Annotated in this window: 25 protein-coding genes, 1 tRNA gene and 2 rRNA genes (1 of these 28 cut by a window edge); 7 read left to right on the top strand and 21 right to left on the bottom strand. The window is 64.1% G+C overall.

Going from position 1 to position 21673, the window contains the following annotated elements; translation table 11 throughout:
- Positions 1-16: 16 nt before the first annotated feature.
- From F8A10_RS03885 to F8A10_RS03870, 4 genes are all read right to left on the bottom strand, one after another.
- Positions 17-460, bottom strand: a complete 444-nt coding sequence (locus F8A10_RS03885; RefSeq protein ID WP_454557371.1) for a ribbon-helix-helix domain-containing protein — start codon at positions 458-460, stop codon at positions 17-19.
- Between the two features lie 28 nt (positions 461-488).
- Positions 489-2474 carry a conjugal transfer protein TraG gene (locus F8A10_RS03880; protein ID WP_152366731.1) on the bottom strand — a complete coding sequence of 662 codons (1986 nt, stop codon included), beginning with the start codon at positions 2472-2474 and terminating at the stop codon, positions 489-491.
- Positions 2475-2618: 144 nt separating this feature from the next.
- A complete protein-coding gene (locus F8A10_RS03875) occupies positions 2619-3509 on the bottom strand; it encodes a LysR family transcriptional regulator (protein ID WP_227493409.1) in 891 nt (296 codons plus the stop codon).
- A 92-nt stretch (positions 3510-3601) separates the two neighbouring features.
- Positions 3602-5068 carry an MFS transporter gene (locus tag F8A10_RS03870; protein ID WP_152366729.1) on the bottom strand — a complete coding sequence of 489 codons (1467 nt, stop codon included), beginning with the start codon at positions 5066-5068 and terminating at the stop codon, positions 3602-3604.
- A gap of 178 nt (positions 5069-5246) precedes the next feature.
- Here F8A10_RS03870 and F8A10_RS03865 point away from each other — a divergent pair, with 178 nt between their 5' ends.
- Positions 5247-5813, top strand: a complete 567-nt coding sequence (locus tag F8A10_RS03865; RefSeq protein ID WP_227493408.1) for a TetR/AcrR family transcriptional regulator — start codon at positions 5247-5249, stop codon at positions 5811-5813.
- A 41-nt stretch (positions 5814-5854) separates the two neighbouring features.
- Here the strand turns inward: F8A10_RS03865 and F8A10_RS03860 are convergent, their stop codons facing one another.
- The gene (locus F8A10_RS03860; RefSeq protein ID WP_264675553.1) at positions 5855-6976 is read right to left on the bottom strand and encodes a DUF3363 domain-containing protein; all 1122 of its coding nucleotides are present in this window, start codon (positions 6974-6976) and stop codon (positions 5855-5857) included.
- 454 nt (positions 6977-7430) lie between these two features.
- Here F8A10_RS03860 and F8A10_RS03855 point away from each other — a divergent pair, with 454 nt between their 5' ends.
- Positions 7431-7817: a hypothetical protein gene (locus F8A10_RS03855; protein WP_152366727.1), complete on the top strand. Its 387-nt coding sequence runs from the start codon at positions 7431-7433 to the stop codon at positions 7815-7817.
- Between the two features lie 328 nt (positions 7818-8145).
- Here F8A10_RS03855 and F8A10_RS03850 read toward each other — a convergent pair whose 3' ends face one another.
- The 12 genes from F8A10_RS03850 to F8A10_RS03795 form a co-directional block, all read right to left on the bottom strand.
- Positions 8146-8721: a hypothetical protein gene (locus F8A10_RS03850; protein ID WP_152366726.1), complete on the bottom strand. Its 576-nt coding sequence runs from the start codon at positions 8719-8721 to the stop codon at positions 8146-8148.
- A complete protein-coding gene (locus tag F8A10_RS03845) occupies positions 8718-9431 on the bottom strand; it encodes a lytic transglycosylase domain-containing protein (protein ID WP_264675550.1) in 714 nt (237 codons plus the stop codon). The genes F8A10_RS03850 and F8A10_RS03845 overlap by 4 nt, the downstream gene beginning before the upstream one ends.
- Before the next feature lie 132 nt (positions 9432-9563).
- Entirely contained in the window at positions 9564-9896 is a 333-nt protein-coding gene (locus F8A10_RS03840) for a DUF736 domain-containing protein (protein WP_152366725.1), read from the bottom strand.
- A 2-nt stretch (positions 9897-9898) separates the two neighbouring features.
- Positions 9899-10468 carry a S26 family signal peptidase gene (locus F8A10_RS03835; RefSeq protein WP_152366724.1) on the bottom strand — a complete coding sequence of 190 codons (570 nt, stop codon included), beginning with the start codon at positions 10466-10468 and terminating at the stop codon, positions 9899-9901.
- Positions 10465-10983, bottom strand: a complete 519-nt coding sequence (locus F8A10_RS03830; protein WP_152366723.1) for a DUF2840 domain-containing protein — start codon at positions 10981-10983, stop codon at positions 10465-10467. The genes F8A10_RS03835 and F8A10_RS03830 overlap by 4 nt, the downstream gene beginning before the upstream one ends.
- On the bottom strand, positions 10980-12242 hold the full coding sequence (locus tag F8A10_RS03825; RefSeq protein ID WP_152366722.1) for a DNA cytosine methyltransferase: 1263 nt from the start codon (positions 12240-12242) through the stop codon (positions 10980-10982). The genes F8A10_RS03830 and F8A10_RS03825 overlap by 4 nt, the downstream gene beginning before the upstream one ends.
- Positions 12239-13267: a replication initiator protein A gene (locus F8A10_RS03820; RefSeq protein WP_152366721.1), complete on the bottom strand. Its 1029-nt coding sequence runs from the start codon at positions 13265-13267 to the stop codon at positions 12239-12241. The genes F8A10_RS03825 and F8A10_RS03820 overlap by 4 nt, the downstream gene beginning before the upstream one ends.
- The gene (locus tag F8A10_RS03815) at positions 13268-13537 is read right to left on the bottom strand and encodes a helix-turn-helix transcriptional regulator (protein ID WP_152366720.1); all 270 of its coding nucleotides are present in this window, start codon (positions 13535-13537) and stop codon (positions 13268-13270) included.
- A gap of 145 nt (positions 13538-13682) precedes the next feature.
- On the bottom strand, positions 13683-14309 hold the full coding sequence (locus F8A10_RS03810; RefSeq protein ID WP_193668147.1) for a DUF2285 domain-containing protein: 627 nt from the start codon (positions 14307-14309) through the stop codon (positions 13683-13685).
- The gene (locus tag F8A10_RS21875) at positions 14263-14469 is read right to left on the bottom strand and encodes a transcriptional regulator domain-containing protein (RefSeq protein ID WP_152366719.1); all 207 of its coding nucleotides are present in this window, start codon (positions 14467-14469) and stop codon (positions 14263-14265) included. The genes F8A10_RS03810 and F8A10_RS21875 overlap by 47 nt, the downstream gene beginning before the upstream one ends.
- Positions 14470-14734: 265 nt before the next feature.
- Positions 14735-15025: a hypothetical protein gene (locus tag F8A10_RS03800; protein ID WP_152366718.1), complete on the bottom strand. Its 291-nt coding sequence runs from the start codon at positions 15023-15025 to the stop codon at positions 14735-14737.
- A gap of 80 nt (positions 15026-15105) precedes the next feature.
- Positions 15106-15723: a DNA methyltransferase gene (locus tag F8A10_RS03795; RefSeq protein ID WP_406611650.1), complete on the bottom strand. Its 618-nt coding sequence runs from the start codon at positions 15721-15723 to the stop codon at positions 15106-15108.
- A 557-nt stretch (positions 15724-16280) separates the two neighbouring features.
- On the opposite strand from F8A10_RS03795, the gene F8A10_RS03790 reads away from it, so the two are divergent.
- Entirely contained in the window at positions 16281-16583 is a 303-nt protein-coding gene (locus tag F8A10_RS03790; RefSeq protein WP_152366716.1) for a DNA -binding domain-containing protein, read from the top strand.
- A 12-nt stretch (positions 16584-16595) separates the two neighbouring features.
- On the opposite strand, the gene F8A10_RS03785 is transcribed toward F8A10_RS03790, so the two are convergent.
- Positions 16596-16826, bottom strand: coding sequence for a DUF6429 family protein (locus F8A10_RS03785; RefSeq protein ID WP_152366715.1), 231 nt, complete (start codon positions 16824-16826; stop codon positions 16596-16598).
- Positions 16827-16974: 148 nt separating this feature from the next.
- Between F8A10_RS03785 and F8A10_RS03780 the strand changes: the two genes are divergently transcribed.
- The 4 genes from F8A10_RS03780 (at position 16975) to F8A10_RS03765 (ending at position 19653) form a co-directional block, all read left to right on the top strand.
- Positions 16975-17172: a hypothetical protein gene (locus F8A10_RS03780; protein ID WP_152366714.1), complete on the top strand. Its 198-nt coding sequence runs from the start codon at positions 16975-16977 to the stop codon at positions 17170-17172.
- 66 nt (positions 17173-17238) lie between these two features.
- Positions 17239-17493 carry a type II toxin-antitoxin system prevent-host-death family antitoxin gene (locus F8A10_RS03775; protein ID WP_036703366.1) on the top strand — a complete coding sequence of 85 codons (255 nt, stop codon included), beginning with the start codon at positions 17239-17241 and terminating at the stop codon, positions 17491-17493.
- Between the two features lie 10 nt (positions 17494-17503).
- Entirely contained in the window at positions 17504-17929 is a 426-nt protein-coding gene (locus F8A10_RS03770; RefSeq protein WP_152366713.1) for a hypothetical protein, read from the top strand.
- 26 nt (positions 17930-17955) lie between these two features.
- Positions 17956-19653: a recombinase family protein gene (locus F8A10_RS03765; protein ID WP_152367322.1), complete on the top strand. Its 1698-nt coding sequence runs from the start codon at positions 17956-17958 to the stop codon at positions 19651-19653.
- Here F8A10_RS03765 and F8A10_RS03760 read toward each other — a convergent pair.
- The 3 genes from F8A10_RS03760 to F8A10_RS03750 all read right to left on the bottom strand — a co-directional run.
- Positions 19610-19686 (bottom strand) — tRNA-Met (locus tag F8A10_RS03760). The two genes, F8A10_RS03765 and F8A10_RS03760, sit on opposite strands and share 44 nt — an antisense overlap.
- A 33-nt stretch (positions 19687-19719) precedes the next feature.
- Positions 19720-19834: ribosomal RNA gene (gene rrf, locus F8A10_RS03755) — 5S ribosomal RNA — on the bottom strand.
- 105 nt (positions 19835-19939) lie between these two features.
- Positions 19940-21673 (bottom strand): 23S ribosomal RNA (locus tag F8A10_RS03750) (it continues 1112 nt past the right edge of the window).

The following is a 21673-nucleotide window of genomic DNA, read 5'->3' as shown; positions in this document are numbered from 1 at the left end:
AGGATAGGCCGGGGATTCAGGAACGGTCGTCATCCTTCTCGGACTGCTCCGGCAAAGGAACGTCGCCCGACGAATCGACGTCGCGCGACAGTTCCTTGAGAAACCTGTCTCCCGTCGCCAGCCGCCGACCAAGCATCTGCATGAAGCCCTCGAACCGCTCGACGCCCTTGGCGCGCGCCGAGGCTTGCGCGCTGTCCGGCAGCGGCAGCGTGGACGCAAGCCAGAAATGGATGAACAGCGCGACCGTCTCGCCAAGCACGGCGAGATCTTCGTCGAGCGTGTCGATCTGGCGCCCGATCCTGTCCAGGCGGCGCGACATGGCCGCCTCCAGCCGATCCCCCGCGTCGCCGGAAAGGAAGGAGGCGACAGCGGCCTCGACGATGGCGGATTTCGACACCTGCCGGCGCAAGGCCAGCATCTCAACCTGTTCGAGCAGTTCCGGGTCGAAATAGACGTTCATTCGGGTTCTTGTGGTCATGGGCGGTCCTTCAAAGCTCAATGCCGTCATCGGGGTTCATGGCGACCTGCCGCGCCACCATCCGCATGCGCTGGCGCATGGCGCGGGCCTTGGCCGCGTCAACGTCCGGTTCGTCGGCCAGAATGTCGAACTCCTGCGCGGGCGACGGCGGTGGCGGGACGATTTCCTCATGCTCGGGCAATTCCGGCTCGCGGCGGATGCCGGCATTGGCTGGGTCGCCCTCGGCCTCATCTACTGCGTCCGTCGCAGGATGGCCCGTCGCCGCGACCACGCGGCTCGACCAATCATCCGATGACGGGTTCGTGGCGGGACCGGATGCCGGATCGGGCGGGGTCAGGATGCGTTCCATGAACCGCGCATCCTCGAAGTAGCGCGCCTTGATGGCCCGGATCGGCGGCGTTCCGGCGACCATGACGATTTCGTCGGATGGCGGAAGCTGCATCACCTCGCCCGGCGTGAGCAGCGGTCGGGCCGTCTCCTGCCGTGATACCATCAAATGCCCCAGCCACGGGGCCAGCCTATGCCCGGCATAGTTGGTGGAATCGCGCATCTCCGTCGCGGTGCCGAGGGCTTCGCTGATCCTCTTGGCGGTCCTCTCGTCGTTCGTGGCGAAGGCAACGCGGACATGGCAGTTGTCCAGGACGCTGTTGTTCGCGCCGTATGCCTTTTCGATCTGGTTGAGGCTCTGCGCGATCAGGAAGGATTTCATTCCGTAGCCGGCCATGAAGGCGAGCGCGGATTCAAAGAAATCCAGCCTGCCGAGCGCCGGAAACTCGTCGAGCATCAACAGCAGGCGGTGGCGCTTGCCGGACGTGTTCAAATCCTCGGTCAGCCGGCGGCCGATCTGGTTGAGGATCAGGCGAATGAGCGGCTTGGTGCGGTTAATGTCGGACGGCGGCACGACAAGATAGAGGCTAACCGGCTGGCGGCTGCCGACCAGATCGGCAATGCGCCAGTCGCAGCGGGCCGTGACGCGCGCCACCACGGGATCGCGGTAAAGGCCAAGGTAGGACATTGCGGTGCTGAGAACGCCTGACCGCTCGTTCTCGCTCTTGTTGAGCAGTTCCCGCGCCGACGACGCGATGACGGGGTGAATGCCGGCTTCGCCGAGATGCGGCGTTTCCATCATGGCGCGCAAGGTCGCCTCGACCGGACGGCGCGGGTCGGACAGGAAGTTGGCGACGCCCGCCAGCGTCTTGTCCTTCTCCGCATAGAGAACATGCAGGATCGCGCCGACAAGCAGGCTGTGGCTGGTCTTTTCCCAATGATTGCGCTTGTCGAGGCTACCTTCGGGGTCCACCAGAATATCCGCGATATTCTGAACGTCCCTCACTTCCCATTCACCTTGCCGGACTTCGAGCAACGGGTTGTAGGCCGAGGACTTCGCGTTCGTGGGGTCGAACAGCAGCACACGGCCATGCTTTGCGCGGAAGCCCGCTGTCAGCGTCCAGTTCTCCCCTTTGATGTCGTGAACAATGGCCGAGCCGGGCCATGTCAGCAGGGTCGGCACCACCAGCCCGACACCTTTGCCGCTGCGGGTCGGGGCGAAGCATAGGACATGCTCGGGGCCGTCATGGCGCAGATAGTCCTGGGGATGCCTGCCAAGCACGACACCATCGGGACCGAGTAGACCGGCGGCGCGGATTTCCCGATCTTCCGCCCATCGCGCCGAACCATAGGTGGCGACGTTGCGAGCCTCCCGCGCCCTGATGATCGACATCATGATCGCGGCGGCGATGGCGAGGAAGCCGCCCGATACGGCGATGATGCCGCCTTCCACGAAAATCGCGGGCGCATAGGCGTCGAATGAAAACCACCACCAGAAGAAGGCGGGCGGGTAGTAGATCGGCCAGCCGACCAGCTCGAGCCACGGATCGCCAAGCTGGGGTTGGAAGCCGAGGCGGAAGGCAACCCATTGCGTCGCCGCCCAGGTCATCACCAGAACGATGGTGAAAACCACCGCGATCTGGCCCCATAAGATTCGGCCACCACGCATCCAGGCTCCAGTCTGCAAAAGGGACGGAGCCGATCAGAGAGTAGGCAAAATCAGGGTGGGCAACAGGAAAGATGATGCGGGAGTGCTGCCGGATACTGGTGGCGGTAAATAGGACGGTTCGTGTCCGCGCGCCCGTCCGTCTCGCTACTGCTGCCGCGCCAACCGAAACGAATCGCTGGGACGGCTCATCTTGCCCGCGAGCGTGAGCATATTGCGCAGCGTCGCATTGCGGTTGAACGGCGACCAGACGGCCGAGAACGGGACCGGCTCCGGCTCGTCGGCGAACGGCGGGAACACGATGCCGGTTGTCGGCAACAGCGACGTGGCCGCTCCGACGATGGTGATGCCGAAGCCCTGCCCGACCATCGACAGCAACGTGCCGCGCCCCACGTCGAAGCGCAGGATCGACGGCGCGAGCCAGCGCCCGGCGAGGCGCAGCAGGATATGCTCGTGGACCTGCGGGCCGGTGCCGCCGTGCCGGACAAGGAACGTCTCCCCTGCAAGATCGGCCCAGGTGATGGCGGGCTGCGCGGCGAGCGGATGCTGTTCCGGCAGCACGGCCAGCAGCGGTTCGGTCCAGATCAGGCGGCTATGGCAGTCGGGCAGTTCCGGGCTTCCGGCGACGAACGCCACGTCCAGCCGGTCGGCGCGAAGTTGCATGACCGCATCGCGCGCCGTGCCTTCGGTGATCTCGACCTCGATGCCCGGATGGGCTTCTCGATACTGCGCGATCAGTTCAGCGAGGAAGCTGCGGGGGATCAGGGCATGGATGCCGATGCGAAGCCGGCCGCACTCGCCCGATGCCGCCATGCCGACAGTCTTCACCGCATGATCGAGTTGATCGACACCCGCCGATACCCGTTCAACGAACAAGCGCCCGGCTTCGGTGAGCCGGACGCCCCGTGTGTTGCGCTCGAACAGGCGGACGCCAAGATCTTCCTCCAGCGTCCTGATCCTTGCGCTGACGCTGGGCTGGCTGACGCCGAGTGCTTTGGCGGCACGGTGGAAGCTCAAGTATTCGGCGACGGCGAGCATCTGGATCAACGATGCGAGGGGGATGCGCGAGCCGAGTGAGGCTGGCATCCCCCCTTGACGATCAATCGTAGGTGCTGATCGCCGCCGCATCGCTATTCCGGCAGCTTTCTCGGCAGCCAGAGCCACGCGACGATGCCGACGATCAGCGTGAGCAGCCCGCCGACGCCGACCGCGATATGCAGGCCAGTAAGGAACGCTTCCTTCGCCTGTGCGGCGGCTTCCGGGGCAATGCCCGCATGATCGAGCGTTTCGTTGAGGGTTCCCGCCACGCCGGGGCCGAGCAGCCGGAAGCTCAAAGCGGCCAGTGATCCGAGCAAGGTGATGCCGAGGGCATTGCCCAACTCGTTGCTGGTTTCCGCGATTGATCCGGCCGCACCGGCTCGCTCGGCTGGAACCGCCGAAACAGCGACCTCGGCCACAAGGCTGAACGACAGGCCGTAGCCGATGCCTGCAATCATCGTTGACGCGATGAAGGCCGGGACGCCGACCTCGGTGCTGGTGAGCAGCAGCATGAAGACGCCGGCGCTTATCAGCAGATGCGTCGCCACGAGGGCGGTCTTGCGGCCGATCCACTCCACGATCCGCGCGGTTCCCACGCATGTCGCGGTCAGCACGATAGCCCCCGGCAGCGTGAGCAGCGCGGTCGTGAACACGTCGAAGCCGAGGACGGTTTGCAGATAGATGCCGGACAGGTAGCTGGCGGCGGACCAGACCACGAGGGACAGAAGGCCGGTCAGGATCGCAATGGAGAATATCCGATCACGGAACAGGTTAAGGTCGAGCAGCGGATAGTCGATGCGGGTCTGCCGGCGCAGGAACAGCGCGACGGCAATGATGCCGATGATCCCGCCCGCCGACTGCATCGCCGTAAAGCCTTCGGCGGCGGCGGTCTTGAGCGACCATGTGAATAGCAGGATACCGACGAACGATAGCAGCAGGCTCGGCATGTCGATCCGCCCGTAAGTCGTCGAGCGGACTTCGCGCAGCAGGATCGGCGCGACGATCAGGAAGGCAAGCACCACGGGGACATTGATGAGGAAGACGACGCCCCACTCGAATTGCCGGAGCAACATGCCGCCGATCAGGGGACCGATGGCAAAGCCGGCCGCGAAAGTCGCCGCGAAGATGCCGATAGCGCGGGCGCGCATACGCGAGTCGGGAAACAGGGCGCTGACAATCGCCAGCCCGGACGGCAGCAATGTCGCGCCGCCCAGCCCCATGAGCGCCCGCGCGGCGATCAGCATCAATGGCGATTGCGCATAGGCTGCGCCGAGCGATCCCACTCCAAAGATCACCGCGCCGACCATCATGAGCTTGAGCCGCCCATAGCGGTCGCCGATATTGCCGAAGGCGATCAGCAGCGAACCGACCACGAAGCCATAAATGTCGAGAATCCATAGCGCCTGGTCGGCGGTCGGCCGCAGCGCGGAGGTGATGTGCGGCATGGCGAGGTAAAGAATCGAACCGTCCATGGCGACTAGCAGGACAAGCGGCAGCACGGCCATGAGGCCAAGCCATGCCTTTCGATTTGCGGAGGTTGGGAGCTTCATATCGGTCATCGGGCAAAAGTCCTCTGCGAACGGCGCGCGCGAGCACGCCGTTTCGGCCGCCGGAGCGGGGTCCGGCAGGTGGTTGCGTTTGGTGAGCAGTCTCTATATACTTCAGGTAAGTTACCTTTGGTATATAGAGATGTCAAGCATACCCGATGACAGTCAGATCGCCGCGAAGCGCGTTCGTTTGAGCCGTGAGGACCGGCTTCGCCAGCTCCTCGATGTGGCGTGGCGGCTCGCGCGCGAGGAAGGCACCGACGCGCTGACCTTGCCGCGCATGGCGGATGAGGCGGGCGTCACCAAGCCGGTGATCTATGACCATTTCGGCACCCGCACCGGATTGCTGACCGCGCTTTATCAGGATTTCGATGCGCGGCAGACGGCGGTGATCGACGCTGCGCTTGAGGCCCGCGAACCAACCCTGGAAGGAACCGCGAGGGTCATCGCCTCGTCCTATGTCGAATGTGTGCTGGCCCAGGGCCGCGAGATTCCCGGCGTTCTTGCCGGGCTTGCCGGCTCCCCCGAACTGGAGGCGGTGAAGCGCGACTATCAACAGGCGTTCATCGAAAAATGCCGGAAGGCGTTGGCCCCGTTCTCGGGACCAGCAGGCATTTTGCAGTCCAGCTTTTGGGCGATGCTCGGTGCGGCCGATGCGTTGTCCCATGCCGCCGCAACCGGCGAGATCACCGCCAAGCAGGCGCAAGCCGAACTCTACGAGATTATCATAGCAATGATCGGCAGAAGCCTTCGCTAGAACGCGAGCAACAGCGTGGTCAGGCGGCCGAATAATCGGGACTACAATCCCAACCCCCTCTGCCGCCCCAACTGCCACGACACCGATCCGCCCTGCACGACGCCAACGACCTCGCGGCCGAGCTGGCGGTCGATGACGGGCCGCCACGGGACAAGGGTGAACTCGTGGCTCTTTTCCACGATGGCGAATTTGCCGCTGGTTAGCTGGACAGTCCCGGTGAACTTGCCGCTGACACTCTCGCCATCCTTGGCGGCGCGGAACGGCAGCGCCTTACCCTCGGCCATCTCCGCACCGGCGCGGGCAACTTCCCGCTCGCGTAGGGTGGCGAGAAGATTGCGCCGATAGAAGATTCGACCGTCCCGGCTGCGCGTGGCGTCGCCTTGGTCGATGTGATGTTCGCGGCGCTGGTCCATCGCCTCGCGGACCTGTTGGCCGAAACCGGCCGGGGCGAGATCCGATGCATCGGCGGATAGCAACCGCCTGTCGAGCCAGGTCGCGCCGTCCGCGCCGATCTGCTTTTCGAGATCGAGGGCCGACAGGACGCGAACGCTGGCCTGCCGGTTGCGGCCCGCATCGTAGGCGGTGGCGCGGCTCTCGAAATCGTCGGGGATGCGCCATTGGTCGGCGTCGATCCGCTCGACGATCCCGGCGCGGCGCAATGCCTCCAGCCGGCGCACATGGGCATCGACATATCCCTCGTAATCGCTCCCCGGAACACGGCCCTCGAACTTCGCCTGCTCCAGATGACGGCTCGGCCGATAGACGCCATCCTCGGCGATGGCGGCAATGGTCCGGTCGGATGGCCGCTGCGCGATGTCGGCCGGGCCGATCTCGATGACGCTGCCGATACGCGCATCCTCGACGCGGGCCGGGTCGATGCCGGCGACATGGTGCGTCCGGCCGTCGATGCCATCCACCACAACGGTCAGGTTCTCCCCCAGCTCGTCGGACAGGTATTTATCCACGACGCGGCCAACGATGGGAGCCTCGGGCGGCCCATCATGGATATGGAAGGTCGTGGGATCGCGCTCCATGCCATCGGCCTTCAGCGCCTTGTGCATGTTGCGGATGATGTCGCCGCGCTCTCCCATCTCCCGCAGGGTCGGTTCCATCTTCTCGCTTAACTCCCAAACGCCCGGCGCGTGTTCGGTCGCCAGCCCCATCTTCTCCAGCCTGGCGAGACGACGCAGGCGCAGCGCCCGGTTGAACTGGCGGCGCGGTTCGTCCGGCTCATGGCGCAGGTCGAGAAACCTGTCGTCGGCTTCCTCGGTCATCGCCCGGTCGATCCGGGTGAAACGGTCCTGGTCGATTTCGGCCGACAGCTTGCGGGCCTGCTCGATCTCGGTCACGGGGCCAAGCTCCAGCGTGGTCAACTCGCTGGCGCGTTCGCGGATGCCGTTGGCGAGATAGTCGCCATTGATGACAAGGTTCTCGCCGAGATCGTCCTTGCCGCGGACGATGACATGCACATGCGGATGGCCGGTGTTGTGGTGATTGACCGCCACCCAATCGAGTTTCGTGCCAAGGTCGGCTTCGATCTGGCATGAGGTCGCGCGTGTGCGCTGTCAGGTCCATGAGGTCGGCGCCGTCCTCCGGCGAGATGATGAACCGGAACTGATGCCGATCCTCCTTGCCGCGCTCGACGAAAGCATCGCCATCGGCGCGGTCCTCGGTCGCCGAATAGAGCTGACCGCGCTCGCCATCGCGCGACGTGCCGTCACGCTGGATATAGCGCAGATGGGCGGCCGATCTGCCGTTCCTGCCGGCGTCCTTGACGTAGCGGGTTTTCACGATGACGCGGCGCATTCCCGGCGCGCTGTGACGCCAGCCGCCCGACAGGGTGCGGGCGCGAACGAAGGCTGCGCCGCGACCGCGCCGGACGCCCGGCCCCTTGGCCGAACGAGAACCCTTGCCGCCCTTCGCCGCCGTGCGGGATTCCAGGCGCGGCGCGTATTTGGGATTGGCGGTTCTGTGCTGCCGGGCGAGCTTCTTGGCCTGGGTTAGAAAACTCCTGGTCCTGCCCGCCTTTGGCGTGTCGGATCGGATGCGTCCGAGCTTCGGACGGAAGCGGTTTTCGTCGTCGGCGCTCATGGACGCGCCTCCAGCCAAAACCGCCGAAAACAGGCCGATATGGGCCTATAGTGCCGGTCAAAACCCTGCAAAGCTAAGGCTTTGCGCCAGATCGCGGCACGCGGGGTCCGAAAACAGGGTGCCGCTCGCGGCTCCCCTAAACAGTGTGCAGACAACAATAAATTCGAGAACTGGCCCGACATGGTGCCATGTTCCTTTATCTTGCCCTCGTAAAATCCCGCCCTTTCCGCCCCTCCGGTCCTCATGATCCCGCCCCGTCCGCCTGCCGTTCCTGCACACCGCGAGGCGCGACGCGCGCCGCCGGCTCGTCCGGCAAAGCGAATTTGAGACGCCATGTGCGCCACGCTTCCGCGACCGCGCCGGTGCCGGGGAAGAGGTCGTCGAGCGTGTCGTCGGGGCGCGCGGCGACCATCTCGAACGCCCAATGGCAGACCGCTTCCGGCTTCGCGCCGGTGAGGCCGCGGCGAAGCGTGATGCTCTCCTGAATCCAGTCCCGCATCACCAGCCGCTTGCTGACGACAGGCTTTCGCGCCGCCTTCACGATGACCGGCTCCCACGCGAAAGCGACGGGGATATTGCGCTTGAACGCGGCAAATCCCTTCACCCATGCCATCCACCGCGCGCCCGTCCGCTCGACCAGCGGGGCGAGCGTTGCGATGGAGCGCGGTGTCGCGGCGGCGTGTAATATCCAGCCGTCATAGTCGCGCTCCAGCCGCTCGATCAGGCGCGCATGATCGACCTCGCCGGCATAGTCGGGATGGTCGCGATAGAGATGCGCGCAGCCGATATAGGGCGGGTCGGCATAGGCGATCTTCATCGGCGATCCCGCTCCGAGACGGACGCGAACAGGTCGCCGGATTGGGCGTCGGACGGCGGGGTGACGGTCGCCCGGCTGTCGTCCTGGCGCTGGACGAACAGCGGCGCATCGCGCCAATCGCGCGGCGGCGGCGGTTGCCGGGACGGCGCATCCGATGGAGCCGCGCCGCCAAGGATCGGGGCGAGCGCGGCGACATAGGCGCGGGTTTCGGCGGGAAGCTGGCGGCCCGTTGCGCGGTGCTCGTCGTAGCGACCGGGGCCGGCATTGTATGCCGCCAGCATTGCCGCGACATTGCCGTATCTGTCGAACATTTCGCGCAGGTAAGCCGTCCCTGCCATGATGTTGTCGCGCGGGTCGTAGGGATCGCGGCCGAGGCCATGGCGGACGCGCAGGCCCGCCCATGTGTCGGGCATTACCTGCATCAACCCCATCGCCCCGGCAGACGAAACCGCGCGCATGTCGCCCGCGCTTTCGGCGCGCAGCACGGCGCGAATCCAGTGCTCGGGGATGCCGAAACGCTGCGACGCCTCGGCGATGTGAGCGGCATGGGGATGGGCGGCTGCCGGGCGCTCGACCGACGCGGATTGCGCGACCGCGACGCTCGATCCGGCGCAGACGGAAAGCGCCCCGGCGAGCAACAGGACGGCAAGACGCCATGCCGCCCTGTCTCCGCAATGGCTCCAGCCTGCCATCGTCCTCGCTGCGGTCAAGGGCGAGGCGCAAGCGCCGGCCGGGGGCCGCCCCTGACCTTCGCTGCGGGCGCTGGCCGTCCTGCGCCCGAGCGGGACGAAGGGATGAGACGGATTTCCCGCGAACAAAGGGATGACCGGAACGCGCACCGATCAGCCCCGATCCTCGCGCGCCCGTGGCCGCTTCCATGCGAGCCGGAAGGTGCGCCCCTCGTCGTCGGCCTGGAACAGCGCCGGACGAAACAGCGCGGGGAAAAGCGGACTGTCGATCTCCAGCGCGATATAATTCCCTGCGCGTTCGCCGACACGTTTCCACGCACCGCCGATGTCGGGGCCGTCCTCGTCATCGAGGTGGACGCGATAGGCTGGCGTGTTCTCGCCGTCGCCCGGCTCGATGGCGACAAGAACGATTTCCTCGTCGATGCCGAACTGTCGGACGCGACCGGCATAGCCGTTGGCGGTGGGTTCAAAGATATTGGCTGGCATGGTCAGTCTCCTTCTGGTTGGGGGAAATCAGTGGTCGGCACGCGCCACTCGTAGCGGCCGACGCCTTCCTCATCGGTCCAGAGCGGGACCGCCCGGCCGATGACGGAGCTTACGGGGATGGGTCCGAAATACCTGCCGTCGAGGCTGTCGCGGACATCCCAATTCATGAGGAAAATCTGGTCGTCGCCGATGGTCCGGCAGCCTTGCCAGATGGGCAGTTCCCGGCCGATCCGGTCACGGTCGAGCGCATCGCCCATCTCGATCCCGTCAACCGTGATCGTGCGGCCGGTGCGGCAAACCCGCTGTCCCGGCAGGCCGAGGACGCGCTTCAACAGCGGAACGCCGCGCCCGACATAGCCGCGTCCGACCATGAAGGCGGCGAGCGGTTCGGGCGGCTGGACTGCGACCAGCTCCGGCACGTCGAGCGCGTCGGCCGGCTCGACCGTGTAGAAGCCGACCGGCGCGCTGGCGGTGGCGTTCCAGATGAATTTCGTCGGCGTCGCGACGGTGTTTGCGGCGGCGATGCCGATTGCGGCCAGCGCCGTGACCGCGAGATAGCGGCGGCGCGTCATGGGTCGATCCTCCGGCGTCCGATCCATGCCGCATGACGTTCGGGCGTGTAGGCGCTCGGCTCCAGATTGGCGGTCAGGCGGTTGTGCGCGTGACGCCAGTAGTCCGGCGATACCTCGGCCGGGTCGAGGCCGAGCGATTCCACGGCGTCGATCACGGCCAGCGCGCGCTGCACCTTCGGCCAGCCGTCGAGCCGCAACAGGATTTCGCCACCGGGGCGCACGAAGGGCAGCGTTTGATATGGTTCGCCGCGCCCGATGGCCCGCACGATGTCGATGCGCGAAACGACCGTGCCATGCTCGCCGCTCGCCCATCGGACGAAGGCGAAGATGCTTTCCGGCGCGAAGCCGACGGTGCTGCGGCGGCGGTCGATGATCTGTTCGTAGCTCTTGCGGCCGAACCTGATCCAGTGCTCGACCTTGCGTTTCTCGAAGGTGAGTTCGACCAGGGTGGTGAAAGGCGCGGGTCCGTCCGGCAGCGGACGGCCGTGCGCGCTGCGATGGGCGCGGCGGGTCATGATTCGTCTCCGGGAATCTCGGGGGTGGAGCGCACCAGCACGGCGTCGAGCGCGGCTTCGGTGCGCAGGATGGCGCGGCCGATGGCTTCGGGGATTTGCGGAAGAACGGCGTCGCCGAAGGCTTCGACGATCAGGCTGGCCGCAGCCGTCCCTTTGCGACTGCCGAGCGCAATGCGCATGTCAGCCACCCAGGCGGAAAGCCCATCATCCAGCCGTAGGTGATGGGCAAGGCCGCCGTTCCAGTCAGCCCATGGTTCCGCAACATCACCGCCAGCGCCCGCGCGCCCGCCCATTTGTCCGGCGCGCGATCCGTCATCGCGCCATCCATCACCGCGTCCATCGTCGGGGATTTCCTGCGGTCGTAGGCCGGACTCCAGCCGTCCATGCGGCTGTCGCGCTTCGTCGGCGTCGGCAGGATTTCCGCCGCATGGCGCAACAGGTTCGGCGTGTCGATCTGCGCCTTCGCGCCATTCGCCCGGCGTCCCGTCTCGATCTCCTGCGCGCTCAACCTGCGGCCGCCATTCGGCTTCACCGGCGTCGGCATCATGCCCGCATGGCGGCTGGCATGGCCCTGCAACTGGCTCAACACGTCGCCCCTGCCACCGCGATCCGCATCCGATTTCCTCGGCGTCGCGAGGGTCTGCCTGCGGAACAGGTCGTAGAGGCCCGATTCCTTCATCGCCCTGCGCGCGCCAGAACCACCCTCCAGACGGATGCCACCCTGCTGGGATTGCGACACGGGTGTCGGCAAGCTGGCCGGGGTCATAACCGATGAGCCATGACCGCTTGCGGACATGGTTGGCGCCAACGCTGTCAGCACCCACCACGCACGGCTCGACGGCGTAGCCGAGCGTTTCCAGCTCATCGAGCAGCCGGTCAGCGCCGCGAGTTCTGAGATTAGGGCTATTCTCAAAAGCGAACCAGCGAGGGCGGCAATCTCCGACCAGGCGGACGGCTTCGAGATAGAGGCCCGATCGCTCGCCCTCGATGCCTTTGCCCTTGGTGTTGGCGCTGGAGATATCCTGGCAGGGTGGGCTGCCGACGATGATGTCGGGCAGGATTCCAAGGTCGGAAACAAGGCGAGCTGCCGTGAGTCCGCGCACGTCCTCGTAGAGTCTGACATGGGGATTGTTCTCTGCGTAAAGGATGCGCCGCCATTCGACGATTTCGCAGGCGGCGATGGTGACGAAGCCGGCGCGGTGCAGGCCGAGCGACCAGCCGCCCGCCGCGGCGCTGAAGAGGTCGAGCGCACGCATCATGGCGCACCTCGCGGCACGGCACCGGCACCACGCCTCGCGTGTGCGCGCGTCAAAGAAGAAGAGTTAGATTCTTTGTTAGATTCTTCTATAGAGTGCGCGGCGAGATTTGCGCCTAATGTCCCGATACTTCGTGCGCCTAATGTCCCGATAGGATTCACATGGTTATCCACAGGCACTGTGGATGGATTTTCGGGAAGGAAACGCAGCAGTTCGCGCCCGTCCTCCCGCTCGATCTGGAGCCGATAGCCGGGCAGCGATTGGCTCGCCGCGATCCGGCGCAAGTCGAGCGCGAAGTCGGACGGTCGCGCGAGGCTGCCGGATTTCTGGTGAAGGTGGGAAACCTCGAACACCCAGCCCTCGGGCTGGCGTCCGGCGTGTTTGCGGGCGACGCGATACAGCCATCGCTCGATACCGCCTGTCAGCCGGAAATAGGCCGGGTCAATGGTCAGGACCAGGGAACGGTCCAGGACGCTGGCGTAGAACCACTCGGGCAGGACGAACTCCATGCCCTCGACGCGGCCGCCGCGTGTCGTCAATTCCTCCCATTCGTTGATCCATGAGAATTGCCGCCGCCGCCAATGCGCGCCGTTTCGGATAGTCGTGGCGATGACGGTGGATTGCAGCCGCGCGAGCGCGGCCTTGAGCAGCAGGTAATCCCGGTTGCCCGTCGCCCGCCCGATAGCGCGCAGGAGCTGATAGGGCATGAAGCGGAAGAAGCGCGACGTGGTGAAACCGTTGTTCTCGGCCGCGACGATCTGCGAAGCGGCCCATATCAGAACGTCCGCGTCCCAGATCGTCGCCATGCCGTGTTCGGGCATGGCGAAGACCTGCACCTCTACATCGGCGGCCCGATAAAGGATCGGCGTGGTACGCGGGCGCTTGGCCAGCGAGAAGAAGGGCCGTTCCATCAAGTCGCGCTGGTCGCGCGGCGGCGCGTCGCCGGTCGCCACGATGAACGGGTCGAGACAGCTGCGCTCGCTGGCGCCCTCCGGCCGGGCGGGGCTGTCATCGTCGTCCCGCGACATTCAGTGCCGGTCCCGTTCTTCGGGTGTGGGCCGATGCGGGGGAAAGACCGTGCCGGCCTCCTTGTCCCGTGTGCATGTGCGGGCGCCGGCCTCGGTCCAGGCTTCCAGATCGCGGATGGCATAGAGGACGCGGCCACCGACCTTGCGGTAAACCGGGCCGGTGCCATAGGTCCGATGCTTCTCAAGGGTTCGGCGCGAGAGGCCGAGGAAATAGGCGGCTTCCTTGGTGTGCAGGAATCTCGGCGGCAGGTCCGCCAGCGGGTCGGGCATGGGATCACCTCGGGTTCGTTCAGGCTGCCGTCAGCGGCGGCAGCGGGCTGAAGCGAACCGTGGCGAGGGATCGGCGATCCGTGCAGGGCTGTAGTTGCGACTATACTTTGACGGCCCGGTTGTGCGGGCTTCAACGAGGTGGCGGTTATTCGTGCCGACGCTTGATCGGATAGTGCAACAGCAGCCGGTAGCCGCCTTTCATCATGGCAAGACCATGGGCGACCAGGCGGCGGACCTTGTTGCGGCGCGGATCGCTTTCCCAATCGATATTGTCGCCGCGAAACCCGAGCAGCACTTCGCCGATGGTGCGATGGCTTTCGCCATGTAGTTTGGCGTCAAGCGCGCGCAGGGAGAGAATATGAAACTGGCGCATCTGCGACGGCATGGCGCGGAAATCCGGGCCAGGCGTGCGACCGTTCAGGGATCTCCACAAGCGCCGCGCCGCATGGGCGCGCAGCTCGAGAAAGGAATCCATCGGCAAGGTGACGGCATAGAACGCTGCGGCGTCGGGGACCGCCTCGGGAAGCCAGAACTGATGCGCGACGCCATCCACCCGCCAGAGTCCATGCCAGCCATCATCCGCGCGGCGCAGATCGAGGCCGTCGAGATGGGCCAGCGTGAATGTCGGCGCCTCCGGGCTGGTAGGCTCGGGGGCTGGCGACAACATGACGGCCTGGGGCTGAAGGCTCGGAATCCAGAATTGGGACTGCCGGTCGGCGAGCGTTTCAGGATCGCAGGGGAAATCGCAACCCCCAGCGTCGTGTGAACGCATCGAGCCGGGAGCCTGTCGGATTCTTCATGCGCGAAATAGCCCGGAAGTCTTGATGATATTCATCATCGCGTCTCAGATATTCCCAGGCGAAACCGGCGGCGGGGATTGTCTTTGCGTGCCTGTAGGCCACCGATGCACGCCAATCTATGCCTGACAGCATGGCGTCACCTCTTTATCCGGGCGCTGAAAGCCTGCGCCAGAAGTAAAGAGTCAGGGAAACGCCAGAATAAAACTAGCAAGGCTGGCATTATATAGTGAGAGTCCGGCCTTATCAGCGCCAGCTTCTTTTTCGGCTCTGGCAAGAGCCGGCGAGCCGGGCGCGAGGCCCGGCGAGCGCGATTTTTTCGGCGCGGCGGCGCCCGGACACGCGAAGGCCGCCGGTCCATCTGGATCGGCGGCCCTAGTGTTTCGGTCTTGCGGTTATCCTACGGGCGCAGCCAGCGCCACGGCTCATCCGTCCCCGCGCGCCGATAGGACAGGCGGCGGCAACGGAACGGCTGCCATAGGTAATTCAGCGGCTCGAAGCCATGCCACCAATCCGCATCAATGTCGCCGCAACGGCCTTCAAAGAGAAGATTCCCGCTTGCTTCGTATAGACGGAACTCCATCGGCAGGGCGTCGCCCTGCTCGGGGGCGCCACGGGTAGGAACGCCGTCCGCGTCCTCTCCCATGCCGATGCAGCCGCCATGATGGTCAACCGTAACAATCCAGCGCATATCATGCCCTTTCATATTAATGGTGAGGGTGATGCGCCCGCCGCTCAAACGGGCGCATATGTCCGGGGGAAAGGGGCGATCTAAGCCGCCGCCCGTTCGCGCTGCTGCTGCATCCAGGCAAGCCGCTTGCTGGCCGTCTGGTGGTGTCGGCTGTCCAGCTCGATGCCGGTCCAGTCGCGGCCGAGCTGCTGCGCCGCCGCCAGTGTCGAACCGCTGCCGCTGAACGGGTCCAGCACCAGGTCGCCGGGCTTCGTGAAAGCCTCGATCAACGGGCGCAACGCCTCGACCGGCTTTTGCGTCGGATGCAGCTTGTTGCCCGCATAGGGGAAGTCGATCACGTCCGGGATGGGGTTTTCGGGAAGGGAAACATTGCCCTTCGCCAGCAAATAAGCCTGTTCGTGCTGGTAGCGCAGGAACTTCGCCGACGACGCATAACGCTTGCGGAAAACGATATGCCCGACAATGCGGAAGCCGGCCGCCTTCCATGCGTCCATGAACAAATCCACCTTGTTCCAGCCGTAGAAGGAAACGGCGAAACCTCCATCCTTCAAAACGCGGTGCATCTGGTTGAAGGCGGGGCGAAGCCAACGGGAATTGTCGTCGTTCGCCACCTTCCTGCCGTCGCGGCTGCGATAGTTCACAAGATAAGGCGGATCGGTCAGGATGAAATCAACCGCTCCCCTGTCGAAAGACCGCATCACGTCGATGCAATCGCCATTGAAAATCATATTGCGGGGGGTGTTGGCGTTGCCGGTCATGTCTCTGTCCTTTGGATTTTGGGTTCAGAGCAGCGAAGCGCCGCTCCTGAACCCTTGCCCGGCGGCGAGCCAGGGGTAGCAAGGCGCAAGAGAAGTCTTTGGTTCGTGGAATAAATGGAGGGGACCCGCTTGCGGGGAGCAGGCCGTTTATGCCGCGAAAGGGCAAAGAGTTTTCTTGCGGTGCGCGAGGGCAAAGCCCTTAGCTCTTGCCTTCACAAACCGGGTTACTTTCGGCCTCCGACCGGATAGATTGAGCGCAGAGCAGACGCGCTGCTCCGGGGCTTCGAAACCCCTCACGAATGGCTGGTGCTGGCCAGAACGGCACCACACTCCTTGACCTTATGGTCGGGGAGCCCGTGGCGCATGTCCAGGGCTACCCGCCTAAAGGCCACGGGGCCGTTTCGTGACGGTTTCGAACTCCCCGATCACCAGGGTGACAAGGATGGTTTGCGGGGGCGCACCGCGGACACCATTCCGAGAAGCAGGGAGACGAACCGATGCGTGTCCAGCCGGAACTGGACCCCGATGTCGAGGACGAAGCACCGACCGGCCCCGACATCACGACCTACGACGAAGAGCATTTCGTGACCTATCTGCGCCTGCTCGACGCGGATGCGGAAGGCGCGGACTGGACCGAGGTGGCGCAGATTGTCCTGCACCGTGATCCTTCCAACGATCCGGCGCGCACGCGGCGCTGCTGGGAAAGCCATCTGGCCCGCGCGCGATGGATGACGAAAACCGGCTACAAGCGGATTCTGGAGCAGGCGGTCGCGGAGCAGACCCGGCTCAATCGGCATTGAAGCCCGTCAGGTTCACTTCTCGACCGTGAACATTTCGCGGAAGAGCTGCTCCGATCTGGCGATCCCCTCGTCGGTGAGCCAGACGGATTTCGCCTTGTTGACCGGATCGCCGATGAAGCCTTTCTCGTGCAGCCGGTTCATCGCGCTCCAGTCGAATCCCTTCCATGCGCGGCCGTCCCGGTCGAGCGTCAGGTAGAGCAGCGCGAGAATCGCATCGTCGATCTTGTCCTTGTCGATCTCCATTGCGCGATGCTCTCCCGATTACAGACCGTCCCTATTTTACGCTACAGTATCCCATATGCCGCACGGCTACGATGCGGGGCTTTTCTTTCATGCGCGAGCGGTTCTTCGATGGCCCCTGCCCCTTCCGGGCAAGGGAATTTCGGAGACGATGGCGCTCAAACGCGACAGGATCAGCATCGAGGTCATAGGACCGGAAGCAGGCCGGAACGAACCTGCGCGCGCCGATGCAGCCATCCGCTCCCTCGCCCGGCTGATCGGCCGCCAGATCGCCCGCGAGCAGTTCGAGCGCAAGATCGCGCTGGAACGCAGGGCGCAGAAGAAGCGCCCGGCAGGCGAGGATGCGTAACTCCATCCTTGTAATAACACGAATTACACGTATAATTCAGGTATCCCAATCGAAAGGATGCCAGCCATGCCGACAGTCGGTTCCCTCGAATTCCAGCGCAAGTTCGGCGAGTTCCAGCATCAGGCGCAGCGCGAGCCGGTGGAGATCACCCGGCACGGCCGCCGCGAGTTCGTGCTGATGACCGCCGACCACTACGACTGGCTCCGCGCCGCCGCGCAGCGGACGCACCGCACGGCGGATGCCGCCGATGTTGTCATCGACGCCGTGGAGCGGGCCGAGATGGACCCCGAACATGCCCACCTCGACGACCTGTTGAAGTAAGGCGGGCGACGTGGCGATCCCTGAACCGAAGCCCGGCCTCGTCCTCCGCTACGATTACCTCTGGACGCATGAGGCTGCCGCCGGCCAGGATCAGGGCAAGGACCGCCCGGCCTGCCTCGTCGCCGCGACCGATGCGCTTGTGCGCCCGCGCCATGTGGTGCTGCTACCGATCACCCACACGCCGCCTTCCGGCGATACGGTCGGCATCGAGATCCCGGCGAAGGTGAAGCAGGCCATCGGCCTCGACGACGCGCCGAGCTGGGTGATCGTCTCGGAGCATAACATCGACGAATGGCCCAATGGCGGGCTGTCGCAGGTTCCCGGCAGGCGGGGCGAGTTTGCCTATGGTTTCATCCCGCCGGGGCTGTTTGCGAAGATCAGGGCCAACTTCCTCGAACTGGCCCGCGCAAAGAAGAGCGGTGCCGTGCGCCGCTGACCATGGAGTTTTGAAAGGATCGACCGATGACCCGCGTTGCCCTCTATGCCCGCTATTCCTCCGACAACCAGCGCGAGGCGTCCATCGACGACCAGCTACGCATCTGCCGCGAGCAGGCCAAGCGCGAGAAGTGGAAGATCGTCGGCACCTACAAGGATGCGGGCATTTCCGGCGCAAGCATGATCCTGCGGCCCGGCATCCAGGCGCTCTTGCAGGATGCGCAGGCGGGCCAGTTCGACATGGTGCTGGCCGAGGCGCTGGACCGTATCTCGCGCGATCAGGCCGATGTGGCGACGCTGTTCAAGCATTTGAAGTTCGCCGGCGTTCCCATCGTCACGCTGGCCGAAGGTGAGATTTCCGAGCTGCATGTCGGCCTCAAGGGGACGATGAACGCGCTGTTCCTCAAAGACCTTGCCGCCAAGACGCATCGCGGCATCCGTGGCCGCGTCGAGGACGGCAAGTCGGGCGGCGGGCTTTGCTATGGCTACAAGGTGGTGAAGCAACTCGATGCGCGCGGCGATCCGATCCGGGGCGACCGTGAGATCGACGCAGCCGAGGCCAATGTCGTGCGGCGCATCTTCCGCGAGTTTGCCGCAGGCATCGGCCCGCGCACCATTGCCCGCACATTGAACGAGGAAGGCGTCCCCGGCCCCGAAGGACGGCTCTGGAGCGACACCACGATCCGGGGCCATGTGAAGCGCGGCACGGGCCTCGTGAACAACGAGCTTTACATCGGCCGCCTGATCTGGAACCGGCTGCGCTATCTCAAAGACCCGTCGACCGGCAAGCGCGTCTCGCGGCTCAACCCGGAATCGGAATGGATCGTCAAGGACGTTCCCGACCTGCGCATCGTCGACGACGAACTCTGGCAGGCGGTGCGCGCGCGTCAGGGCGAAATCGCCGAGAAGTTCGCCAATGTCACCGAAGCCGTCCGCGCACACCACAAGAAGAACCGGCTGAACGGCGCGCGGCGTCCGAAGTCGCTGCTGTCGGGGCTGGTGTTCTGCGGCTGCTGCGGCGGTCCCTACTCGCTGCGCGGCGCCGACCGCTTCGCCTGCTCGAACCATATCAGCAAGGGCTCCTGCTCCAACAGCCGCGGCATTGCGCGCGAAGACCTGGAACGGCGTGTGCTTGCCGGATTGAAAGACCGGATGATGGCGCCGGAGATCGTCGAGGACGCCATGCGCGCCTATGCGGAAGAGACGAACCGGCTGAACAGGGAACGCCGCTCGAACGGCGATTCCTGGAAGGCCGAACTGGTGAAGGTCGAGAAGCAGATCGCGCAGATCGTCGAGGCCATTGCGGACGGCATGTATCATCCGTCGATGAAGGAGAAGATGACGGGACTGGAAGCGCGCAGGGAGGAACTGACGACCCTGCTCGCCGATGCGCCGGCGGACACGCCGGACATTCTGCCGAGTGCTTCGGCCATCTACGCAAAGAAGGTCGTCGCGCTGACGAAGGCCCTCAACCGCAAGGAAGAGCGGCAGGAAGCGTCGCAGGATTTGCGCGCCCTGATCGAGAAGATTGTGCTGACTCCCGGCCCGGAACGGGGGGAACTCTACGCCACGCTGCATGGCGAATTGCGGACCATCCTCGAATGGACCGAACGGCAAGCTACTGGAAAGACAGCAAAAATGACAAAACCCGCCGCTGGTGCGACGAGTTTGTTGGAATATTTGGTTGCGGGGGCAGGATTTGAACCTGCGACCTTCAGGTTATGAGCCTGACGAGCTACCGGGCTGCTCTACCCCGCGGTAGTTTGTTGAGAGAGTTACGCTTCTTTCCAGGTCTGGCGGTGACCTACTCTCCCACGTCTTTTGACGCAGTACCATTGGCGCTACGGCGCTTAACTGCCGAGTTCGGGATGGGATCGGGTGTTTCGCTCGTGCTAAAGCCACCAGACCGGGAAAGGAGCGTATCGGCGTGACCCATTCGGGTTGGTTGTCCAAGGATGCTTTTTGGAAGCTGACGTGCAGGTAGTTTTTTCTGGTCTGTCTTCTTCCGGATCAAATCAAGCCAATCGAGCGATTAGTACCGGTCAACTGAACGCATTGCTGCGCTTACATCTCCGGCCTATCGACGTGGTGGTCTTCCACGGCTCTCAAGGGATACCTTGTTTTGAGGGGGGCTTCACGCTTAGATGCCTTCAGCGTTTATCCTTTCCGTTCATAGCTACCCTGCACTGCGGCTGGCGCCACAACAGGTCCACCAGTGGAACGTTCACCCCGGTCCTCTCGTACTAGGGGCAACTCCTCTCAAGTATCCTACACCCACGGCAGATAGGGACCGAACTGTCTCACGACGTTCTAAACCCAGCTCACGTACCTCTTTAAATGGCGAACAGCCATACCCTTGGGACCTGCTCCAGCCCCAGGATGAGATGAGCCGACATCGAGGTGCCAAACGATGCCGTCGATATGGACTCTTGGGCATCATCAGCCTGTTATCCCCAGCGTACCTTTTATCCGTTGAGCGATGGCCCTTCCACTCGGGACCACCGGATCACTATGGCCGACTTTCGTCTCTGCTCGACTTGTCAGTCTTGCAGTCAGGCTGGCTTCTGCCATTGCACTCGACGAGCGATTTCCGACCGCTCTGAGCCAACCTTCGCGCGCCTCCGTTACTTTTTGGGAGGCGACCGCCCCAGTCAAACTACCCACCACGCAGGGTCCCGGACCCGGATAACGGGCCGCGGTTAGACATCAAGAGTGCGAAGGGTGGTATCTCAAGGGAGGCTCCACCGGAACTGGCGTCCCGGTTTCAGCGCCTACCACCTATCCTGCACATCACAATCCTGATGCCAGTGCGAAGCTATAGTAAAGGTGCATGGGGTCTTTCCGTCTAACCGCGGGAAGTCTGCATCTTCACAGACAATTCAATTTCGCTGAGTCCACGTTTGAGACAGCGGGGAAGTCGTTACGCCATTCGTGCAGGTCGGAACTTACCCGACAAGGAATTTCGCTACCTTAGGACCGTTATAGTTACGGCCGCCGTTTACCGGGGCTTCAATTCAAGGCTTGCACCTCTCCTTTTAACCTTCCGGCACCGGGCAGGCGTCAGACCCTATACGTCGCCTTACGGCTTCGCAGAGCCCTGTGTTTTTAGTAAACAGTCGCCACCCCCTGGTTTGTGCCCCCCGCCGGCAGTTGCCTGCTGACGGGGCCTCCTTCTCGCGAACTTACGGAGGTATTTTGCCGAGTTCCTTAAACGTGGTTCTCTCAAGCGCCTTGGTATTCTCTACCAGTCCACCTGTGTCGGTTTAGGGTACGGTCTGATGGAGGGCTGTTTCCAGGGACCGCTCAGCTGCCCGGCCAATCCGATAAGGCCGAACAACACTTGCGATCCGTCACCATCTCCTGGCCCAGGAATATTAACCTGGTTCCCATCGACTACGCCTTTCGGCCTCGCCTTAGGGGCCGGCTTACCCTGCTCAGATTAGCTTTAAGCAGGAACCCTTGGACTTTCGGCGACAGGGTCTCTCACCCTGTTTGTCGCTACTCATGTCAACATTCTCACTTCCGATCACTCCACCGGATGGCTTACGCCCCGGCTTCACAGTAAAGCTCGCGCCTCCGCTGACCCACCCTCTTGCGAGGGAGACAGGTCAGAAGAGGCAAGAGCTTATATCACGGAACGCTCCGCTACCGCGCACCATAAGGTGCACCCAAAGCTTCGGCTCGTGGCTTGAGCCCCGTTACATCTTCGCCGCAAGACCTCTTGACTAGACCAGTGAGCTGTTAC

The sequence above is a fragment of the Paracoccus kondratievae genome (assembly GCF_009301415.1).
In the GTDB taxonomy this organism is placed as follows: domain Bacteria; phylum Pseudomonadota; class Alphaproteobacteria; order Rhodobacterales; family Rhodobacteraceae; genus Paracoccus; species Paracoccus kondratievae.
This window is presented reverse-complemented; position numbering and strand designations above follow the sequence as displayed.

Coding starts and splice junctions, on each gene's coding strand:
- F8A10_RS21875 (WP_152366719.1), bottom strand. CDS start 14,469: ATGCTGTCAGGCATAGATTGGCGTGCATCGGTGGCCTACAGGCACGCA.
- F8A10_RS03835 (WP_152366724.1), bottom strand. CDS start 10,468: ATGACGCGCCGCCGCTATCTCGCGGTCACGGCGCTGGCCGCAATCGGC.
- F8A10_RS03860 (WP_264675553.1), bottom strand. CDS start 6,976: ATGGGGCTGGCGACCGAACACGCGCCGGGCGTTTGGGAGTTAAGCGAG.
- F8A10_RS03785 (WP_152366715.1), bottom strand. CDS start 16,826: ATGGAGATCGACAAGGACAAGATCGACGATGCGATTCTCGCGCTGCTC.
- F8A10_RS03815 (WP_152366720.1), bottom strand. CDS start 13,537: ATGCCCGACCCGCTGGCGGACCTGCCGCCGAGATTCCTGCACACCAAG.
- F8A10_RS03775 (WP_036703366.1), top strand. CDS start 17,239: ATGCCGACAGTCGGTTCCCTCGAATTCCAGCGCAAGTTCGGCGAGTTC.
- F8A10_RS03870 (WP_152366729.1), bottom strand. CDS start 5,068: ATGACCGATATGAAGCTCCCAACCTCCGCAAATCGAAAGGCATGGCTT.
- F8A10_RS03820 (WP_152366721.1), bottom strand. CDS start 13,267: ATGTCGCGGGACGACGATGACAGCCCCGCCCGGCCGGAGGGCGCCAGC.
- F8A10_RS03780 (WP_152366714.1), top strand. CDS start 16,975: ATGGCGCTCAAACGCGACAGGATCAGCATCGAGGTCATAGGACCGGAA.
- F8A10_RS03795 (WP_406611650.1), bottom strand. CDS start 15,723: ATGCGGTCTTTCGACAGGGGAGCGGTTGATTTCATCCTGACCGATCCG.
- F8A10_RS03830 (WP_152366723.1), bottom strand. CDS start 10,983: ATGACCCGCCGCGCCCATCGCAGCGCGCACGGCCGTCCGCTGCCGGAC.
- F8A10_RS03840 (WP_152366725.1), bottom strand. CDS start 9,896: ATGCCAGCCAATATCTTTGAACCCACCGCCAACGGCTATGCCGGTCGC.
- F8A10_RS03880 (WP_152366731.1), bottom strand. CDS start 2,474: ATGCGTGGTGGCCGAATCTTATGGGGCCAGATCGCGGTGGTTTTCACC.
- F8A10_RS03765 (WP_152367322.1), top strand. CDS start 17,956: ATGACCCGCGTTGCCCTCTATGCCCGCTATTCCTCCGACAACCAGCGC.
- F8A10_RS03885 (WP_454557371.1), bottom strand. CDS start 460: ATGAACGTCTATTTCGACCCGGAACTGCTCGAACAGGTTGAGATGCTG.
- F8A10_RS03875 (WP_227493409.1), bottom strand. CDS start 3,509: ATGCTCGCCGTCGCCGAATACTTGAGCTTCCACCGTGCCGCCAAAGCA.
- F8A10_RS03810 (WP_193668147.1), bottom strand. CDS start 14,309: ATGCGTTCACACGACGCTGGGGGTTGCGATTTCCCCTGCGATCCTGAA.
- F8A10_RS03850 (WP_152366726.1), bottom strand. CDS start 8,721: ATGAAGATCGCCTATGCCGACCCGCCCTATATCGGCTGCGCGCATCTC.
- F8A10_RS03800 (WP_152366718.1), bottom strand. CDS start 15,025: ATGCGCTGGATTGTTACGGTTGACCATCATGGCGGCTGCATCGGCATG.
- F8A10_RS03825 (WP_152366722.1), bottom strand. CDS start 12,242: ATGATGCGTGCGCTCGACCTCTTCAGCGCCGCGGCGGGCGGCTGGTCG.
- F8A10_RS03790 (WP_152366716.1), top strand. CDS start 16,281: ATGCGTGTCCAGCCGGAACTGGACCCCGATGTCGAGGACGAAGCACCG.
- F8A10_RS03855 (WP_152366727.1), top strand. CDS start 7,431: ATGCCGATCCTCCTTGCCGCGCTCGACGAAAGCATCGCCATCGGCGCG.